Here is a 16,512-nt window from a genome sequence, read left to right as displayed (position 1 = left end):
TCCGGGAGGATTCGAACCTCCGACCGCTCGGTTCGTAGCCGAGTACTCTATCCAGCTGAGCTACGGATGCATCGGGAGAACTTACTTTACTGCTGATATTGATACCGCTACTAAAGCCATATCAAGTAAGAGATGGTGCATCCGGGAGGATTCGAACCTCCGACCGCTCGGTTCGTAGCCGAGTACTCTATCCAGCTGAGCTACGGATGCATCGGGAAACTTACTTTACTGCAGATTTTTTGATACCGCTACTAAAGCCGTATCAAGTAAGAGATGGTGCATCCGGGAGGATTACTCGCCTTACGGCTCGCCCTTCGGGCCGTTGCTAAAGCAACGTTATCCTCCCTGGTGCTTGCGGTTAGTACCGCCACCTCTTCGACACCTTCATCGCTGAAGATTTCGTAGAATATGGTGCATCCGGGAGGATTCGAACCTCCGACCGCTCGGTTCGTAGCCGAGTACTCTATCCAGCTGAGCTACGGATGCAAATGGCGGTGAGGCGGGGATTCGAACCCCGGATGCAGCTTTTGACCGCATACTCCCTTAGCAGGGGAGCGCCTTCAGCCTCTCGGCCACCTCACCACACGCCTCTTACGAGTGCTTCGAAGAACTTGTTTATCGCTCATCGTCGCTGCGTGGCGCACATATTACTTTCTGAGACTTATAAGTCAAACAATTTTTCCCACACTTTTATCGTTTGCACACTTCACGCTCAATTAGTCTGTAAAAACGTCAAAAAGAGTGTTTTATCAACAGAAAAACGGAGGTCTGACAGATAGCAGTAATGCAAAAAATGGAGACTTAAGTTGAATGAACGGGAGTAAAGCGAAAAGGCAATGGAGTGAAGGAGGAATTTTGAGGGTGCGTCTCACCGATAAAGATGAGACGCGGAAAGATTAGTAACTGGACTGCTGGGATTTTTCAGCCTGGATACGCTGGTAGATCTCTTCACGGTGAACAGAAACTTCCTTCGGGGCATTTACGCCAATACGTACCTGGTTGCCCTTTACCCCTAAAACTGTCACGGTGACCTCATCCCCAATCATGAGGGTCTCACCAACTCGACGAGTCAGAATCAGCATTCTTTGCTCCTTGAAAGATTAAAAGAGTCGGGTCTCTCTGTATCCCGGCATTATCCATCATATAACGCCAAAAAGTAAGCAATGACAAACACATTACATGTAAGCAGTCATGGCATTACATTCTGTTAAACCTAAGTTTAGCCGATATACACAACTTCAACCTGACTTTATCGTTGTCGATAGCGTTAATACGAATGCCGTGAAGCGAGTCCACGGCATTGCCTGACGCTTATATTATTGCAATTTCGCGCTGACCCAGCCTTTCACACTGGCTAACGCTGCAGGTAAGGCCGCAGCATCCGTACCACCGGCTTGCGCCATGTCAGGACGTCCACCACCCTTGCCACCCACCTGCTGAGCGACCATACCAATCAGTTCCCCTGCTTTCACACGATCTGTGACGTCCTTAGATACGCCTGCAATCAGAGAAACCTTACCTTCGGCTACCGTTGCCAGCACGATAATTGTCGACCCCAGCTGATTTTTTAAATCGTCAACCATGGTACGCAACATCTTCGGCTCAACACCGCTAAGCTCGCTAACCAACAGCTTAACACCATTAACATCAATTGCCTTACTGGAAAGATTTGCACTCTCCTGTGCGGCAGCCTGTTCTTTAAGCTGTTGTAACTCTTTTTCCAGCTGACGCGTACGTTCCAGTACTGAACGCACTTTATCAGCCAGATTATTGCTATCGCCTTTCAACAGATGTGCGACTTCGCTTAAGCGATCGCTGTCTGCATGAACGGTGGCGATAGCGCCTTCTCCGGTTACCGCTTCGATACGACGAACACCTGCAGCAGTACCCGATTCAGAGATGATGCGGAACAGACCAATATCACCGGTGCGGCTTGCGTGAGTACCGCCACACAGCTCGGTGGAGAAATCGCCCATGCTCAGCACGCGTACGCGCTCATCATACTTCTCGCCAAACAGAGCCATCGCACCTTTCGCTTTCGCCGCTTCGAGATCCATGATGTTGGTTTCGATCGGCAAGTTACGGCGAATCTGCGCGTTCACCAGGTCTTCAACCGCACGAATCTCTTCTGGTTTCATCGCTTCGTTGTGTGAGAAGTCGAAGCGCAGCACTTTGTCGTTAACCAGTGAACCTTTCTGCGATACATGAGTACCCAGAACCTGGCGCAGCGCAGCGTGCATCAGGTGCGTTGCGGAGTGATTCAGACGAATACGAGCGCGACGAGCCTCATCAACATCAGCCTGCACCGCGTCGCCCACTTTCAGAGAACCCGCAGCAAGTTTACCGATATGACCAATCGCCTGGCCGTATTTCTGCGTATCTTCCACCACAAAGGAGAAGTTAGCGCCTTTCAGTTCACCTTTATCGCCAACCTGACCGCCAGATTCCGCATAGAATGGCGTTTGATCCAGCACGACCACAGATTCCTGGCCTGCATTGATGGCATCAACCGCTTTACCATCAACAAACAGCGCAGTCACTTTGCCGTTCAGTTCCAGATGGTCATAGCCTTTAAATTCAGATGCACTGTCAACACGGATCATTGCGTTGTAATCGGCACCAAAGCCACTGGCTTCGCGCGCACGACGACGCTGCTCTTCCATTGCTGCTTCAAAACCAGCTTCGTCAACTTTGATGTTGCGTTCACGACAAACATCAGCCGTCAGGTCAACCGGGAAACCGTAGGTGTCGTACAGACGGAAAGCAGTTTCGCCATCCAGCGTATCGCCAGAAAGTTTCGCCAGCTCTTCGTCCAGCAGCGCCAGACCGCGTTCCAGCGTGCGGGCAAACTGCTCTTCTTCAGTCTTCAGCACCTGCTCAACCTGCGCCTGCTGGCGTTTCAGGTCTTCACCTGCAGATCCCATAACGTCGATCAGCGGACCAACCAGTTTGTAGAAGAAGGTTTCTTTCGCGCCGAGCATATTGCCGTGACGCACTGCGCGACGAATGATACGACGCAGTACATAACCACGGTTTTCGTTGGACGGCATTACGCCATCCGCGATCAGGAACGCACAAGAACGAATGTGGTCAGCGATTACGCGCAGCGATTTATTGCTCAGATCGGTCGCGCCAGTGACTTTCGCTACCGCCTGGATCAGCGTGCGGAACAGGTCGATGTCATAGTTAGAGTTAACGTGTTGCAGCACCGCAGCAATACGTTCCAGACCCATACCGGTATCTACAGACGGCTTCGGCAGCGGTTCCATCGTACCATCTGCCTGGCGGTTGAACTGCATGAAGACGATGTTCCAAATCTCAATGTAACGGTCGCCGTCTTCTTCCGGACTTCCCGGAGGGCCACCCCAAATGTGGTCGCCGTGATCGTAGAAGATTTCGGTGCACGGGCCGCACGGCCCCGTGTCACCCATCTGCCAGAAGTTGTCAGATGCGTATGGCGCACCTTTGTTATCGCCGATGCGAATAATACGTTCGCGCGGGATCCCTACTTCTTTTTCCCAGATTTCGTAGGCTTCGTCGTCGCTTTCATAGACGGTAACCCACAGACGCTCTTTCGGCAGGGCAAACCATTTTTCGCTGGTCAGCAGTTCCCATGCAAACTGAATGGCATCGTGTTTGAAATAATCGCCGAAGCTGAAGTTGCCCAGCATTTCAAAGAAGGTATGGTGACGCGCGGTGTAACCGACGTTTTCCAGGTCGTTGTGTTTACCACCCGCACGCACGCAGCGTTGGGAAGTGGTAGCGCGGGAATAATTACGCTTGTCGAGCCCAAGGAACACATCCTTGAACTGGTTCATCCCGGCGTTGGTAAACAACAAAGTTGGGTCGTTATGGGGTACCAGGGAGCTGCTGGCAACTACCTGATGTCCCTTACTATGGAAAAAGTCGAGAAACGCCTGACGGATCTCAGCGGTGCTCTTGCTCATAATTATCCTGAAATCAAGCTAACGAAATATCGCCACCAGCGACAGCGTGTCTTAACCGCTGGGCTGGTAACTGAAAAGTGGGAATAAGATAAGTTTTCTTGACTGGGAAGTAAAATACCGTATGCGTTCAGTCGGCAAAATTTCGCCAAATATCCTGGATATCCTCCATCAGATAGCCGCGATAGAGCAGAAAACGCTGGATCTTAACTTTTTCTGAAAAGACAGTTGGCAAAGGTTCGCCATATTTTCGCGTCGCCTGATCGCGCGCCAGTGCACACCAGTCGATGTCACATTCACGCATCGCTTTTTCTGTCGCCTCGCGGGAAAGACCTTTCTGATTCAGTTCCTGACGGATACGCGCCGGACCGTAGCCTTTGCGGCTACGGCTGGCGATAAAGCGCGCCACAAATCGGCTGTCATCGAGATAGCCATGTTCATGGCACCAGGCAATAACACGCTCGTAATCCTCTGCCGTGGCATCAATCTCTTCCGGGCCATTTTTGCCCATGATCGGTGCCGCAAGTTTACGTCGCAGTTCTTGCTCACTGTGATCGCGCACCGCCAGAATACGTACCGCACGATCCAACAGGCGAGCATATGCCGGGCGACGGGATGTTGATTCTGTCATGGCATACCCTTACAACTTAAAAAGCAAAAGGGCCGCAGATGCGACCCTTGTGTATCAAACAAGACGATTAAAAATCTTCGTTAGTTTCTGCTACGCCTTCGCTGTCATCTACAGAGAAATCCGGCGTTGAGTTCGGGTTGCTCAGCAGCAACTCACGTACTTTCTTCTCGATCTCTTTCGCGGTTTCCGGGTTATCTTTCAGCCAGGCAGTCGCATTCGCTTTACCCTGACCGATCTTCTCACCTTTGTAGCTGTACCACGCGCCTGCTTTCTCGATCAGCTTCTCTTTCACGCCCAGGTCAACCAGTTCGCCGTAGAAGTTGATACCTTCGCCGTAGAGGATCTGGAATTCAGCCTGTTTAAACGGCGCAGCAATTTTGTTCTTCACCACTTTCACGCGGGTTTCGCTACCCACCACGTTTTCGCCCTCTTTCACCGCGCCGATGCGACGGATATCGAGACGAACAGAAGCGTAGAATTTCAGCGCGTTACCACCGGTAGTCGTTTCCGGGTTACCGAACATCACACCAATTTTCATACGGATCTGGTTGATGAAGATCAGCAGCGTGTTGGACTGCTTCAGGTTACCCGCCAGCTTACGCATCGCCTGGCTCATCATACGTGCCGCAAGGCCCATGTGAGAGTCGCCGATTTCGCCTTCGATTTCCGCTTTCGGTGTCAGTGCCGCCACGGAGTCAACGACGATAACGTCTACTGCGCCAGAACGCGCCAGAGCGTCACAGATTTCCAGTGCCTGCTCGCCGGTGTCCGGTTGGGAGCACAGCAGGTTGTCGATATCGACGCCCAGTTTACGTGCATAGATTGGGTCCAGCGCGTGTTCAGCATCGATAAACGCACAGGTTTTACCTTCGCGCTGGGCTGCGGCGATCACCTGCAGCGTCAGTGTAGTTTTACCGGAAGATTCCGGTCCGTAGATTTCGACGATACGGCCCATCGGCAGACCACCTGCCCCAAGCGCGATATCCAGTGAAAGCGAACCGGTAGAGATGGTTTCCACATCCATGGAACGGTCTTCACCCAGGCGCATGATGGAGCCTTTACCAAATTGTTTCTCAATCTGGCCCAGTGCTGCCGCCAACGCTTTCTGTTTGTTTTCGTCGATAGCCATTTTTACTCCTGTCATGCCGGGTAATACCGGATAGTCAATATGTTCTGTTGAAGCAATTATACTGTATGCTCATACAGTATCAAGTGTTTTGTAGAAATTGTTGCCACAAGGTTTGCAATGCATACGCAGTAGCCTGACGACGCACCGCATCACGGTCACCGCTGAAGCATTCCCGACGGGTTATCCCTTCGCCGCGAGCGCTGGCAAAAGCAAACCAGACGGTGCCGACAGGTTTCTCTTCACTGCCGCCATCCGGCCCGGCGATACCACTGACAGACACAGCATAATCAGCACGAGCCGCTTTCAGTGCGCCTATCGCCATTTCCACCACGACGGGTTCGCTCACCGCGCCATTCTGCGCCAGCGTCTCTTCGCGTACGCCGATCATCTGCGCTTTGGCTTCGTTACTGTAGGTGACAAATCCGCGTTCAAACCAGGCGGAACTGCCTGCAATATCGGTAATCACTTTCGCTACCCAACCGCCGGTACAAGACTCGGCAGTTGTTACGGTTGCGCCACGGGCTTTCAGCGCCTGCCCTACCTGTTCGCTTAACTGCATCAGTTCACTGTCAATCATCACAACCTCAGTCAGTCAAAAAATATATGCCGGACAAGATAGCACTTTCCCGCAGAAGATGGGGACGAGCGATTCATTTTACGAGTTGCGTTCCGGAAAAAGACTGTTGCGACCAGTCGGTAAAGAAAAAGCGCTACCATGCCGCGTTCACATTGATATGTATTCACAGGGAGAGAATAGCAATGGCAACAAAGAAAACGGATAACACTCCACAAAACGTGCTTAAACAAACCACGCAAATGCGTATTTGGGTCATCATTGGTGGCATCGGCGCACTGGTTTCAGTGATATGTAAAATTTTATCTTCTGGCTACCTTGAACCTTTCGACTTCGGTCAGGCCGCGTTAGGCGTTGTCTGCCTGGGATATGCGATATCGCTGTCGAAAAAAATCAAGCAATTACGTCATTCGAATAAACAGTAAGAAAACAGAGGGAAGTTTAACCTCCCTCTTGCAAAGAGTTACTGCACGCGCGCCAGTGCCACGGCTTGTCCTAACTGCCAGACGGCCATTGCGTAATGGGTGCTGTGATTGTAACGGGTGATGGTGTAGAAGTTCGGCAAACCGTACCAGTACTGGTAACCGGTGCCAACATCCAGGCGCAGTAAGCTGGCCTGCTGATGATTGCCCAGCGGCTGCTGTGGCGTTAGTCCAGCTGCGGTAAGTTGTGAAATGCTGTACCTGGTTTTGAAGCCATTTGGTAAGCCTGGCGCCTGACCGTTTGCCATCACCGCAACCTGATCGCCTTTCACCCAGCCGTGCGCTTTGAAATAGTTCGCCACGCTACCGATGGCATCAACCGGATCCCACAGGTTGATATGCCCGTCGCCGCTAAAATCCACTGCATATTGTTTATAAGACGATGGCATAAACTGACCGTAGCCCATCGCACCGGCAAAAGAACCTTTCAGATTGAGTGGATCGTCCTGCTCATCGCGCGCCATCAGCAAGAAGGTTTCCAGCTCACCAGAGAAATACTCCGCGCGGCGTGGGTAGTTAAATGACAGCGTTGCCAGCGCATCGAGGATACGGGTTTTCCCCATCACGCGTCCCCAGCGAGTTTCGACGCCGATAATCCCGACGATAATTTCCGGCGGTACACCATACACCTGCCACGCACGATTCAACGCGTCTTCATACTGATTCCAGAAAACCACGCCGTTTTGCACGTTGTCCGGCGTAATAAATTTTTTGCGATAACGCAGCCATGCGCCGTTCGGACCTGATGGCGGTTTCACCGAAGTAGTTGGTGCCTGGTTATCCATCAGCCGCAATACCGAATCCAGACGTTTCGCCTGGGAGAGAATTTCCTGCAACTGCTGACGATTGAAACCGTGTTTGTTCACCATTTTGTCGATGAACTGCTGGGCATTCGGGTTATTGGCGAAGTCGCCGCCCATCTGCATAACGTTGTGCTGTGGCTCCAGCAAGAAGCCACCAGAAGGCGTTCCGGTAGTCGTTTGAGTCTCGGTTGGCTTAGGCTTGCTGCTACAGGCGGCAAGTAATACAAAAATGGGAAGTAGTGCTACATAACGACGCTTGAACATGTGACATCCATTAAACAGATTCAGCCTGGGTGAAGTATGGTAAAGCATCCCCTGCCGCACAAGGAAGCGGTTGTCTGTTTTCAGTGCTCTGTTTCTCTCTAGTATCTTCTTTCAGTTCATATTTTTTCTTAAAGAATGTTGTAACTAAATTCACATCAGTTGTTTCACCAGCCATGGCATTGGATAATGAGCGTTCAATCTGGCTACCAATCCCTGGCTGGAATAAATAAATGGACCTTAACCGGAGAGAGCAATGAGTGAAGCACTACTGAACGCGGGACGTCAGACGTTAATGCTGGAGTTGCAGGAAGCAAGCCGTTTACCAGAACGTCTGGGCGATGATTTTGTTCGCGCCGCCAATATCATCCTGCACTGCGAAGGCAAAGTGGTGGTTTCGGGAATTGGCAAATCGGGCCACATTGGTAAGAAAATCGCCGCAACGCTTGCCAGCACCGGCACACCTGCCTTTTTTGTTCATCCGGCAGAGGCACTGCACGGCGACCTGGGGATGATTGAAAGCCGCGATGTGATGCTGTTTATCTCTTACTCTGGTGGCGCGAAGGAACTGGAACTGATTATTCCGCGTCTGGAAGACAAATCTATCGCTCTGCTGGCAATGACCGGAAAACCGACATCACCGCTGGGCCTGGCGGCGAAAGCGGTGCTGGATATCTCTGTAGAACGCGAAGCCTGCCCGATGCATCTTGCACCGACCTCCAGCACCGTCAATACCCTGATGATGGGCGACGCGCTGGCGATGGCGGTCATGCAGGCGCGCGGATTTAATGAAGAAGATTTTGCCCGATCCCACCCAGCTGGGGCACTGGGCGCTCGCTTGCTGAACAAAGTGCATCATCTGATGCGCCGTGATGACGCCATCCCGCAGGTGACGTTAACCGCCAGCGTGATGGATGCGATGCTGAAACTCAGTCGCACCGGTCTGGGACTGGTAGCAGTGTGCGACGTTCGACAACAGGTCCAGGGCGTCTTTACCGACGGGGATTTACGTCGCTGGCTGGTTGGCGGCGGCGCACTCACCACGCCAGTTAATGAAGCGATGACGACAGGCGGCACCACATTACAGGCGCAAAGCCGCGCCATCGACGCCAAAGAAGTTCTGATGAAACGCAAAATCACCGCCGCACCGGTGGTAGATGAAAACGGCAAACTCGTCGGCGCAATTAACCTGCAGGATTTCTATCAGGCCGGGATTATTTAATCCTTCAGCCCCAGACGTTTCGCCAACCGATGCAAGTTGGCGACGTCGGTTTCCAGCATCCGTGCGCTGGCAGCCCAGTTGTGATGATTTTGTGCCAGTGCCTGGCGAATGGTTTTACGCTGGAACGCTTCTGTCGCTTCACGCAGGTTTTGCTTAACAATAGGCACCGCCGCCGATTCTGGCGGCGGCGACGTCACATCAGGAAAAGCAAAATGTTGCGCTTCAAGAATCACTTCATCGCCGCTGCGAGTGGCTCTCGACAGTACTACCGCCCGATGAATAGCATGTTCCAGTTCGCGCACGTTCCCTGGAAAACTGTAGTGTTGCAGTAAATTTCGCGCCCCGGCACTTAATACCACGCGGGAGAGCCCCAGCCGCAAACGACACTGCTCACAGAAATACCCCGCCAGAAGAATGACGTCATCACCCCGCTCACGCAGCGGCGGCACCAAAAGCGGAAACACACTCAGGCGATGAAACAAGTCGGCACGAAATCGCCCTGCCAGCACCTCTTCGCGCAAGTCGCGGTTAGTCGCCGCCAGCACGCGCACATCGACCCGCAAACTGCGGTCATCGCCAACACGCTGAATATCGCCATACTGCAACACGCGCAGCAGCTTGGCCTGCAATGCCAACGACAACTCGCCGATCTCATCCAGAAACAGCGTGCCGTTATCCGCCATTTCAAACTTCCCGCTGCGGTTACTGATAGCGCCAGTAAACGCCCCTTTCACGTGCCCGAACAACTCACTTTCCGCCACACTTTCCGGCAGTGCGGCACAGTTGAGATAGACCAACGGATTCACCGCCCGCGGCGAGGCTTCATGAATCGCTTTCGCCACCAGCTCCTTACCCGTTCCCGTCTCACCACTGATTAGGACGTTGAGATCGGACGCCGCCACAATCTCAATCTCTTTTTTCAATTGCGTCATGCCTGGCGACAGGCCGATCATCTGCGTCTCTTTCAGCGCTTCAAACGGCGCGGCATCGCCCGGCAGCATATTCTGACTTTCCAGTTGTTCAATCAGCAACGCATTGCTTAACGCTCCCGCCGCCAGCGCGGCAATCAGCCGTAACTCTTCGTCGCTGAAAACATCGAACTGATCGGGCTGCATCCCGTCGAGTGTCAATGCACCGATCAGGTTTTGTCCGGCAAATAACGGCAGACCAACGCAGGCGTGAACCTTCAGACTCTCCTGCCCGGGAATCAAACCGTCATAGGGATCGGGCAATTCGCTGTCTGCGGGAAAACGCACCACGTCCCCGGCGCGGGCTATCGCTTCCAGCCGCGGATGCCCTTCCAGGGCAAAGCGTCTACCGAGTACATCCTTCGCCAGTCCGTCGATGGCAAGCGGAATAAACTGCCGCGAGTCGTAACGTAGCAACGCAGACGCATCGCACTCCAGCACCTGACGCAACGTGGTGATCAGGCGCTGAAAACGATCCTGATGACCAATCCCACGCTGCAATTCGATGGCGATATTCGCCAGCACATCAACGGAAAAACTCATCTTTGCCTCACTGTCAATTTGACTATAGATATTGTCATATCGACCATTTGATTAATAGTCATTTTGACTACTCATTAATGAGCATGAATTAATTTATACATAAAAATCAATTAGATAAAAAACTGGCACGCAACCTGCAATTAGCAAGACATCTTTTTAGAACACGCTGAATAAATTGAGGTTGCTATGTCTATTGTGGTGAAAAATAACATTCATTGGGTTGGTCAACGTGACTGGGAAGTGCGTGATTTTCACGGCACAGAATATAAAACGCTGCGCGGCAGCAGCTACAACAGCTACCTCATCCGCGAAGAAAAAAACGTGCTGATCGACACCGTCGACCATAAATTCAGCCGCGAATTTGTGCAGAACCTGCGTAATGAAATCGATCTGGCGGATATCGATTACATCGTGATTAACCATGCTGAAGAGGATCACGCCGGGGCGCTGACCGAACTGATGGCGCAAATTCCCGATACGCCGATCTATTGTACTGCCAACGCTATCGACTCAATAAATGGTCATCACCATCATCCAGAGTGGAATTTCAACGTGGTGAAAACCGGCGACACGCTGGATATCGGCAACGGCAAACAACTCATTTTTGTCGAAACGCCAATGCTGCACTGGCCGGACAGCATGATGACTTACCTGACGGGCGACGCGGTGCTGTTCAGTAACGATGCTTTCGGTCAGCACTACTGCGACGAGCATCTGTTCAACGATGAAGTGGATCAGACGGAGCTTTTCGAGCAGTGCCAACGTTACTACGCCAATATCCTGACGCCGTTCAGCCGCCTGGTAACGCCGAAAATTACCGAGATCCTCGGCTTTAACTTGCCGGTCGATATGATTGCCACCTCTCACGGTGTGGTGTGGCGCGATAACCCGACGCAAATTGTCGAGCTGTACCTGAAATGGGCGGCGGATTATCAGGAAGACAGGATCACCATTTTCTACGACACCATGTCGAATAACACCCGCATGATGGCTGATGCTATCGCCCAGGGGATTGCGGAAACCGACCCACGCGTGGCGGTGAAAATTTTCAACGTTGCCCGAAGCGATAAAAACGAAATCCTGACCAATGTCTTCCGCTCAAAAGGCGTGCTGGTCGGCACTTCTACGATGAATAACGTGATGATGCCGAAAATCGCCGGGCTGGTGGAGGAGATGACCGGATTACGCTTCCGTAACAAACGCGCCAGTGCTTTCGGCTCTCACGGCTGGAGCGGCGGTGCCGTGGATCGTCTTTCCACGCGCCTGCAAGATGCGGGTTTCGAAATGTCACTTAGCCTGAAAGCCAAATGGCGACCGGACCAGGATGCACTGGAATTATGCCGTGAACATGGTCGTGAAATCGCCCGTCAGTGGGCGCTCGCACCGCTGCCGCAAAGCACGGTGAATACAGTGGTTAAAGAAGAAACCTGTGCCACCACGACGGCTGATCTCGGTCCGCGGATGCAGTGCAGTGTCTGCCAGTGGATTTACGATCCGGCAAAAGGCGAGCCAATGCAGGACGTTGCGCCAGGAACGCCGTGGAGTGAAGTCCCGGATAACTTCCTGTGCCCGGAATGCTCCCTCGGCAAAGACGTCTTTGACGAACTGGCATCGGAGGCAAAATGAGCAACGGCATTGTGATCATTGGTTCAGGCTTCGCCGCCCGCCAACTGGTGAAAAATATTCGTAAACAGGATACCGGTATTCCATTGACCCTGATTGCCGCCGACAGCATGGATGAGTACAACAAACCTGATCTTAGCCATGTGATCAGTCAGGGGCAACGTGCCGACGACCTTACCCGCCAGACGGCGGGTGAATTTGCCGAGCAGTTTAATCTGCGCCTGTTTCCGCACACCTGGGTGACGGATATCGATGCCGAAGCCCATGTGGTGAAAAGCCAGAATAATCAGTGGCAATACGACAAGCTAGTGCTGGCAACCGGTGCCAACGCCTTTGTCCCGCCGGTGCCTGGGCGTGAGTTAATGCTGACGTTAAATAGTCAGCAAGAGTATCGCGCCTGTGAAACACAGCTGCGGGATGCCCGACGGGTGTTGATTGTAGGCGGTGGTTTGATTGGTAGCGAACTGGCGATGGATTTTTGTCGGGCAGGCAAAGCGGTCACGCTAATCGACAACGCTGCCAGTATTCTGGCGTCGTTAATGCCACCGGAAGTAAGCAGTCGCTTACAGCATCGGTTGACGGAGATGGGCGTTCATCTGCTGTTGAAATCTCAGTTGCAGGGGCTGGAAAAAACGAATTCTGGCATTCTGGCAACGCTGGACCGCCAGCGCAGCACCGAAGTGGATGCGGTAATTGCCGCCACCGGACTGCGCCCGGAAACCGCCCTGGCACGACGCGCCGGGCTGACGATTAATCGCGGCGTTTGCGTCGATAGCTATCTGCAAACCAGTAATGCCGATATTTACGCGCTGGGCGATTGCGCGGAAATTAACGGTCAGGTATTGCCGTTCCTCCAGCCGATTCAACTTAGCGCGATGGTGCTGGCAAAAAATCTTCTCGGCAATAACACGCCGCTGAAACTCCCGGCGATGCTGGTGAAAATCAAAACGCCGGAATTACCGCTGCATCTGGCAGGGGAAACCCAGCGTCGGGATTTGCGCTGGCAGATTTGTACCGAAAGCCAGGGAATGGTGGCGCGCGGCGTTGACGATGCCGACCAGCTTCGCGCCTTTGTAGTCAGTGAGGATCGGATGAAAGAGGCGTTTGGATTGTTGAAAACCTTGCCGATGTAGGCAGGCTAGTGTGCCCAAAATGTCGGATGCGACGCTGGCGCGTCTTATCCGACCTACGGGGAGCGCATGTGTAGGCCGGATAAGGCGTTCACGCCGCATCCGGCACTGCGCCCAAATGCAACACGTTTATCCATTCTGGACTTCACCCGCCACCCAACGGGCCGCAACAATAACCCCCTGCCCCAGAGACAACCCGCCATCCCCCGCCGGTAAACTCTGCGGGAAGAGCAACGTAAAATCAGCAAGATAATGCGCTAGGCGTGCACGCAGCAAACGGTTATGAATAACCCCGCCGCTAAATACCAACGTAGTGATACCACGCATCGTGGCCTGCTCACGCATCAACGCGGCAAAACCCTGCGCCAGCGCATCATGAAATGCCCACGCGCGTTGATTAACCGGTGCCTGCCAGTTCAGCCACTGCTGCCAGAAAGTGGCGAGATCCAGTTGATTGTCCACCAGCGGCATCGTCACCGGATGCGTCACTCCCTGGCACGAAGCTGCGAGCGCCTCCAGAGCACAAGCCGCTTCACCTTCATAACTTAACGTAGCTGGCGCACAGCCCAGTGCCGCCGCCACAGCATCGAACAAACGCCCACACGATGATGCCAGCGGCGCATTGATTCCACGCTCAATGGCCCGCGCCAGCACGCTCCAGTTTTGCTGTTGCACACTTACCGTTTCAGGGTAATTCTGCCACTCCGGCACAAAGCGCAGGCACTGCGCCAGCAGGTTACGCCACGGCTGCTTTGCCGCAAGATCGCCCCCCGGAAGCGCCACCGCAGGCAAGCCGCCCAGGTGCTGGCATTCGCGATAGTTCACCCTCAAGCACTCGCCGCCCCACAAAGCGCCGTTCTCACCCATACCAATACCGTCGAGCGTCAACGCAATGACATCACTGCCATCCAGCGGCCAGTGATGTTCTGCCAGACACGCCGCCGCGTGGGCATGGTGATGCAGCACCGTTTGCGTCGGCAGATTCATCTCACGCGCCCACTGGCTGGAGACATAGCCCGGATGCGCATCATGCACCACAAACTGTGGAGTAAAATCGTAGATGTTTTGCATCAGGCGCAACGCTTCGCGCCACTGCATCTGAATGCCATCGTCACTTAAATCGCCCAAATGTTGACTCAACACCGCCTGTTCACCACGCACCAGACAGAAGGTATTTTTCAGATCCGCACCGAGACACAGCACAGGAGGAATATTTTTAAAGCCCGGAGGCAAAGCCAGCGCATCCGGTACATACCCCCGCGAGCGGCGCAACATTTCGCCACTTTCGCGCACCACTGAATCATCCATCCGCTGCACGATGTCGCGGTTATGAATCAAGAATCCGTCGGCAATGTCCTGCAAGTCCTCCAGCGCCTGTTCGTTGCTGATAGCCGGTGGTTTACCGCTCAGGTTGCCGGAGGTCATCACCAGCGGGCATTGCAGTTCCTGTAACAGCAAATGCTGGAGCGGATTCGCAGGCAACATCACCCCGACTTCGTTAAGGCCAGGGGCGATATCGTCACAAAGTTCCGGAACATATATTTTATCCACCAGTACAATCGGCGCGGCGGGCGTGGTGAGCAACTGACGGGCAGCGTCGGGCAAACCTTCTGCCGTTGGCAACATAACCGCCAGCGGTTTCGCCGGGCGATGTTTGCGCGCCCGTAGTGTCGCCACCGCGTTACTGTTACGCGCATCGCAGGCGAGATGAAATCCGCCAATCCCTTTGATAGCGACAATGTTGCCCATTTTTAACTGAGCGATAGCCGCCTGTAATGCCGCCTCTTGTTTCGCATGTTCACCATGACTTAGCCATTCAAGATGTGGGCCACACTCCGGGCAGGCCACCGGCTGGGCGTGGAAGCGACGATCGAGCGGGTCGCGATATTCTTTATCGCAGGCCGGACATAGCGGAAACGCCGCCATCACGGTAAATGGACGGTCGTAAGGCATCGCGCGAATAATGGTGAAACGCGGGCCGCAGTGGGTACAGTTGATAAACGGATAACGATAACGCCGTTCGCCTGGGGTATTCATTTCGGCAAGACAGGCAGGGCAAGTAGCGGCATCGGGAACAATTTGCGTATTCATGACGCCGCCCGCGCTCTGGCGGATGGTGAACTCAGTGGGCGGCTGCATCCAGATAAACGGCTCACATTCGACGCTATCAATACGCGCCAGCGGCGGGCAGTGCTGATGCAATTGAACAAGAAACGTTTCCGGGTCTTCCAGCAGCCGGACTTCTACGCCATCGCCGTCATTACAGACATCGCCGTGAAGATTTAATTGCTGTGCCAGTTGCCAGACAAAGGGACGAAAACCGACGCCCTGCACTTTGCCACGAATACGCAGTTGGACACCGCAAGATGTGTTTTTTGCCATTGAGTTATTCCCGCCATCATGAATTGCGTAACCCGCCCAGCCGGACACGACCGCGTCGCATCCGGTAGTCACAGGTTGGCGATACCGCCCGCTCCGTATTCTACGAATATTTCCGGGAATTCCTTTGATGCCAGAACAGTTCTGTAAGATTTTTAGAACATCAGCGCCGTGCGGCGGCGTTTTTCTGCGCTCAGTTGTTCAAGTTTATTACGATCGACACAAATCAGCGCATGGGTCGGGCAAGCAGCCATACAGGCCGGGCCGTCTTCACGATGGTTACAGAGGTCGCATTTATTAGCTTCGGCTTTGTCAGCGCGTACGTTAAGCCCTGCGCCGCTGTTGCGAATCACCGGACGCACTACAACTTCCATCGCACCATACGGGCAAGCCACAACGCAGGTTTTGCAACCAATGCAACGTTCCTGCATGACATGAACAAACCCTTTATCACGGCTGATAGCACCATTCGGGCAGACGTTAGCGCACGGTGCATCTTCACACTGACGGCAGACTGTCGCCGTGGAAATGTTCACACCTTTAATGACATGGATTCGCGGTAAAAAAGTTTCCGGGGTCAGCGATGCACAGTCCTGATTCTCCTGATGAGAAACCACGCACGCCACTTCACAGGTACGACAACCAATACATTTACTCGCGTCAGCAATGATGAAACGGTTCATCAAATTCTCCAGCAATGACAGTTAATGCGCCGATACATTCACAAATCATGCCAACTTTTAATTTATTGTTATTTAAAGAAATTAAATTCTGCAATGCAGAAAAAACGATGTCATCGACACTAGTGACGATGACATGTGAT

General features: G+C 53.2%; 14 protein-coding genes and 3 tRNA genes. 4 read left to right on the top strand and 13 right to left on the bottom strand.

Annotated features, from left to right (window positions below; genetic code table 11):
- Positions 1 to 133 precede the first annotated feature (133 nt).
- The 8 genes from K0335_RS17970 to pncC form a co-directional block, all read right to left on the bottom strand.
- Positions 134 to 210 (bottom strand) — tRNA-Arg (locus tag K0335_RS17970).
- A 199-nt stretch (positions 211 to 409) separates the two neighbouring features.
- A tRNA-Arg gene (locus tag K0335_RS17965) sits at positions 410 to 486 on the bottom strand.
- Between the two features lie 3 nt (positions 487 to 489).
- Positions 490 to 582, bottom strand: a tRNA-Ser gene (locus K0335_RS17960).
- A gap of 314 nt (positions 583 to 896) precedes the next feature.
- The gene (csrA, locus tag K0335_RS17955; RefSeq protein ID WP_000906486.1) at positions 897 to 1,082 is read right to left on the bottom strand and encodes a carbon storage regulator CsrA; all 186 of its coding nucleotides are present in this window, start codon (positions 1,080 to 1,082) and stop codon (positions 897 to 899) included.
- A gap of 234 nt (positions 1,083 to 1,316) precedes the next feature.
- Positions 1,317 to 3,947, bottom strand: a complete 2,631-nt coding sequence (gene alaS / locus K0335_RS17950; RefSeq protein ID WP_104920123.1) for an alanine--tRNA ligase — start codon at positions 3,945 to 3,947, stop codon at positions 1,317 to 1,319.
- A gap of 127 nt (positions 3,948 to 4,074) precedes the next feature.
- Positions 4,075 to 4,575 carry a recombination regulator RecX gene (gene recX / locus K0335_RS17945; RefSeq protein WP_032184980.1) on the bottom strand — a complete coding sequence of 167 codons (501 nt, stop codon included), beginning with the start codon at positions 4,573 to 4,575 and terminating at the stop codon, positions 4,075 to 4,077.
- 67 nt (positions 4,576 to 4,642) lie between these two features.
- On the bottom strand, positions 4,643 to 5,704 hold the full coding sequence (recA, locus tag K0335_RS17940) for a recombinase RecA (RefSeq protein WP_000963143.1): 1,062 nt from the start codon (positions 5,702 to 5,704) through the stop codon (positions 4,643 to 4,645).
- Between the two features lie 79 nt (positions 5,705 to 5,783).
- Entirely contained in the window at positions 5,784 to 6,281 is a 498-nt protein-coding gene (gene pncC, locus K0335_RS17935; RefSeq protein WP_046076166.1) for a nicotinamide-nucleotide amidase, read from the bottom strand.
- A 182-nt stretch (positions 6,282 to 6,463) separates the two neighbouring features.
- On the opposite strand from pncC, the gene K0335_RS17930 reads away from it, so the two are divergent.
- The gene (locus tag K0335_RS17930) at positions 6,464 to 6,703 is read left to right on the top strand and encodes a hypothetical protein (protein ID WP_032184982.1); all 240 of its coding nucleotides are present in this window, start codon (positions 6,464 to 6,466) and stop codon (positions 6,701 to 6,703) included.
- Positions 6,704 to 6,741: 38 nt separating this feature from the next.
- Here the strand turns inward: K0335_RS17930 and mltB are convergent, their stop codons facing one another.
- Both mltB and K0335_RS17920 read right to left on the bottom strand, forming a co-directional pair.
- Positions 6,742 to 7,827, bottom strand: a complete 1,086-nt coding sequence (gene mltB / locus K0335_RS17925; protein WP_104918294.1) for a lytic murein transglycosylase B — start codon at positions 7,825 to 7,827, stop codon at positions 6,742 to 6,744.
- A 10-nt stretch (positions 7,828 to 7,837) separates the two neighbouring features.
- Positions 7,838 to 8,002 (bottom strand): hypothetical protein, encoded by a 165-nt coding sequence (locus tag K0335_RS17920; RefSeq protein WP_002431856.1) that lies wholly within the window; start codon positions 8,000 to 8,002, stop codon positions 7,838 to 7,840.
- Between the two features lie 78 nt (positions 8,003 to 8,080).
- On the opposite strand from K0335_RS17920, the gene gutQ reads away from it, so the two are divergent.
- Positions 8,081 to 9,046, top strand: a complete 966-nt coding sequence (gene gutQ / locus K0335_RS17915) for an arabinose-5-phosphate isomerase GutQ (protein WP_219393980.1) — start codon at positions 8,081 to 8,083, stop codon at positions 9,044 to 9,046.
- On the opposite strand, the gene norR is transcribed toward gutQ, so the two are convergent.
- The gene (norR, locus tag K0335_RS17910) at positions 9,043 to 10,557 is read right to left on the bottom strand and encodes a nitric oxide reductase transcriptional regulator NorR (RefSeq protein WP_104920126.1); all 1,515 of its coding nucleotides are present in this window, start codon (positions 10,555 to 10,557) and stop codon (positions 9,043 to 9,045) included. The two genes, gutQ and norR, sit on opposite strands and share 4 nt — an antisense overlap.
- A 186-nt stretch (positions 10,558 to 10,743) precedes the next feature.
- Here norR and norV point away from each other — a divergent pair, with 186 nt between their 5' ends.
- Both norV and norW read left to right on the top strand, forming a co-directional pair.
- The gene (gene norV / locus K0335_RS17905; protein WP_000029615.1) at positions 10,744 to 12,183 is read left to right on the top strand and encodes an anaerobic nitric oxide reductase flavorubredoxin; all 1,440 of its coding nucleotides are present in this window, start codon (positions 10,744 to 10,746) and stop codon (positions 12,181 to 12,183) included.
- Positions 12,180 to 13,313: an NADH:flavorubredoxin reductase NorW gene (norW, locus tag K0335_RS17900; RefSeq protein ID WP_000064762.1), complete on the top strand. Its 1,134-nt coding sequence runs from the start codon at positions 12,180 to 12,182 to the stop codon at positions 13,311 to 13,313. Before norV ends, norW begins: the two co-directional genes overlap by 4 nt.
- Before the next feature lie 126 nt (positions 13,314 to 13,439).
- Here the strand turns inward: norW and hypF are convergent, their stop codons facing one another.
- A complete protein-coding gene (gene hypF, locus K0335_RS17895; RefSeq protein WP_104920148.1) occupies positions 13,440 to 15,692 on the bottom strand; it encodes a carbamoyltransferase HypF in 2,253 nt (750 codons plus the stop codon).
- Between the two features lie 152 nt (positions 15,693 to 15,844).
- On the bottom strand, positions 15,845 to 16,372 hold the full coding sequence (hydN, locus tag K0335_RS17890) for an electron transport protein HydN (protein ID WP_001078777.1): 528 nt from the start codon (positions 16,370 to 16,372) through the stop codon (positions 15,845 to 15,847).
- Positions 16,373 to 16,512 lie beyond the last annotated feature (140 nt).

The organism is Escherichia sp. GZ89, assembly GCF_019366485.1.
GTDB classification, from domain to species: domain Bacteria; phylum Pseudomonadota; class Gammaproteobacteria; order Enterobacterales; family Enterobacteriaceae; genus Escherichia; species Escherichia fergusonii.
Note: the sequence above shows the minus strand (reverse complement) of the source record. Positions and strands in the feature narration are given on the sequence as shown.

Coding starts and splice junctions, on each gene's coding strand:
- alaS (WP_104920123.1), bottom strand. CDS start 3,947: ATGAGCAAGAGCACCGCTGAGATCCGTCAGGCGTTTCTCGACTTTTTC.
- recA (WP_000963143.1), bottom strand. CDS start 5,704: ATGGCTATCGACGAAAACAAACAGAAAGCGTTGGCGGCAGCACTGGGC.
- hydN (WP_001078777.1), bottom strand. CDS start 16,372: ATGAACCGTTTCATCATTGCTGACGCGAGTAAATGTATTGGTTGTCGT.
- csrA (WP_000906486.1), bottom strand. CDS start 1,082: ATGCTGATTCTGACTCGTCGAGTTGGTGAGACCCTCATGATTGGGGAT.
- gutQ (WP_219393980.1), top strand. CDS start 8,081: ATGAGTGAAGCACTACTGAACGCGGGACGTCAGACGTTAATGCTGGAG.
- norV (WP_000029615.1), top strand. CDS start 10,744: ATGTCTATTGTGGTGAAAAATAACATTCATTGGGTTGGTCAACGTGAC.
- norR (WP_104920126.1), bottom strand. CDS start 10,557: ATGAGTTTTTCCGTTGATGTGCTGGCGAATATCGCCATCGAATTGCAG.
- pncC (WP_046076166.1), bottom strand. CDS start 6,281: ATGATTGACAGTGAACTGATGCAGTTAAGCGAACAGGTAGGGCAGGCG.
- recX (WP_032184980.1), bottom strand. CDS start 4,575: ATGACAGAATCAACATCCCGTCGCCCGGCATATGCTCGCCTGTTGGAT.
- norW (WP_000064762.1), top strand. CDS start 12,180: ATGAGCAACGGCATTGTGATCATTGGTTCAGGCTTCGCCGCCCGCCAA.
- K0335_RS17930 (WP_032184982.1), top strand. CDS start 6,464: ATGGCAACAAAGAAAACGGATAACACTCCACAAAACGTGCTTAAACAA.
- K0335_RS17920 (WP_002431856.1), bottom strand. CDS start 8,002: ATGGCTGGTGAAACAACTGATGTGAATTTAGTTACAACATTCTTTAAG.
- hypF (WP_104920148.1), bottom strand. CDS start 15,692: ATGGCAAAAAACACATCTTGCGGTGTCCAACTGCGTATTCGTGGCAAA.
- mltB (WP_104918294.1), bottom strand. CDS start 7,827: ATGTTCAAGCGTCGTTATGTAGCACTACTTCCCATTTTTGTATTACTT.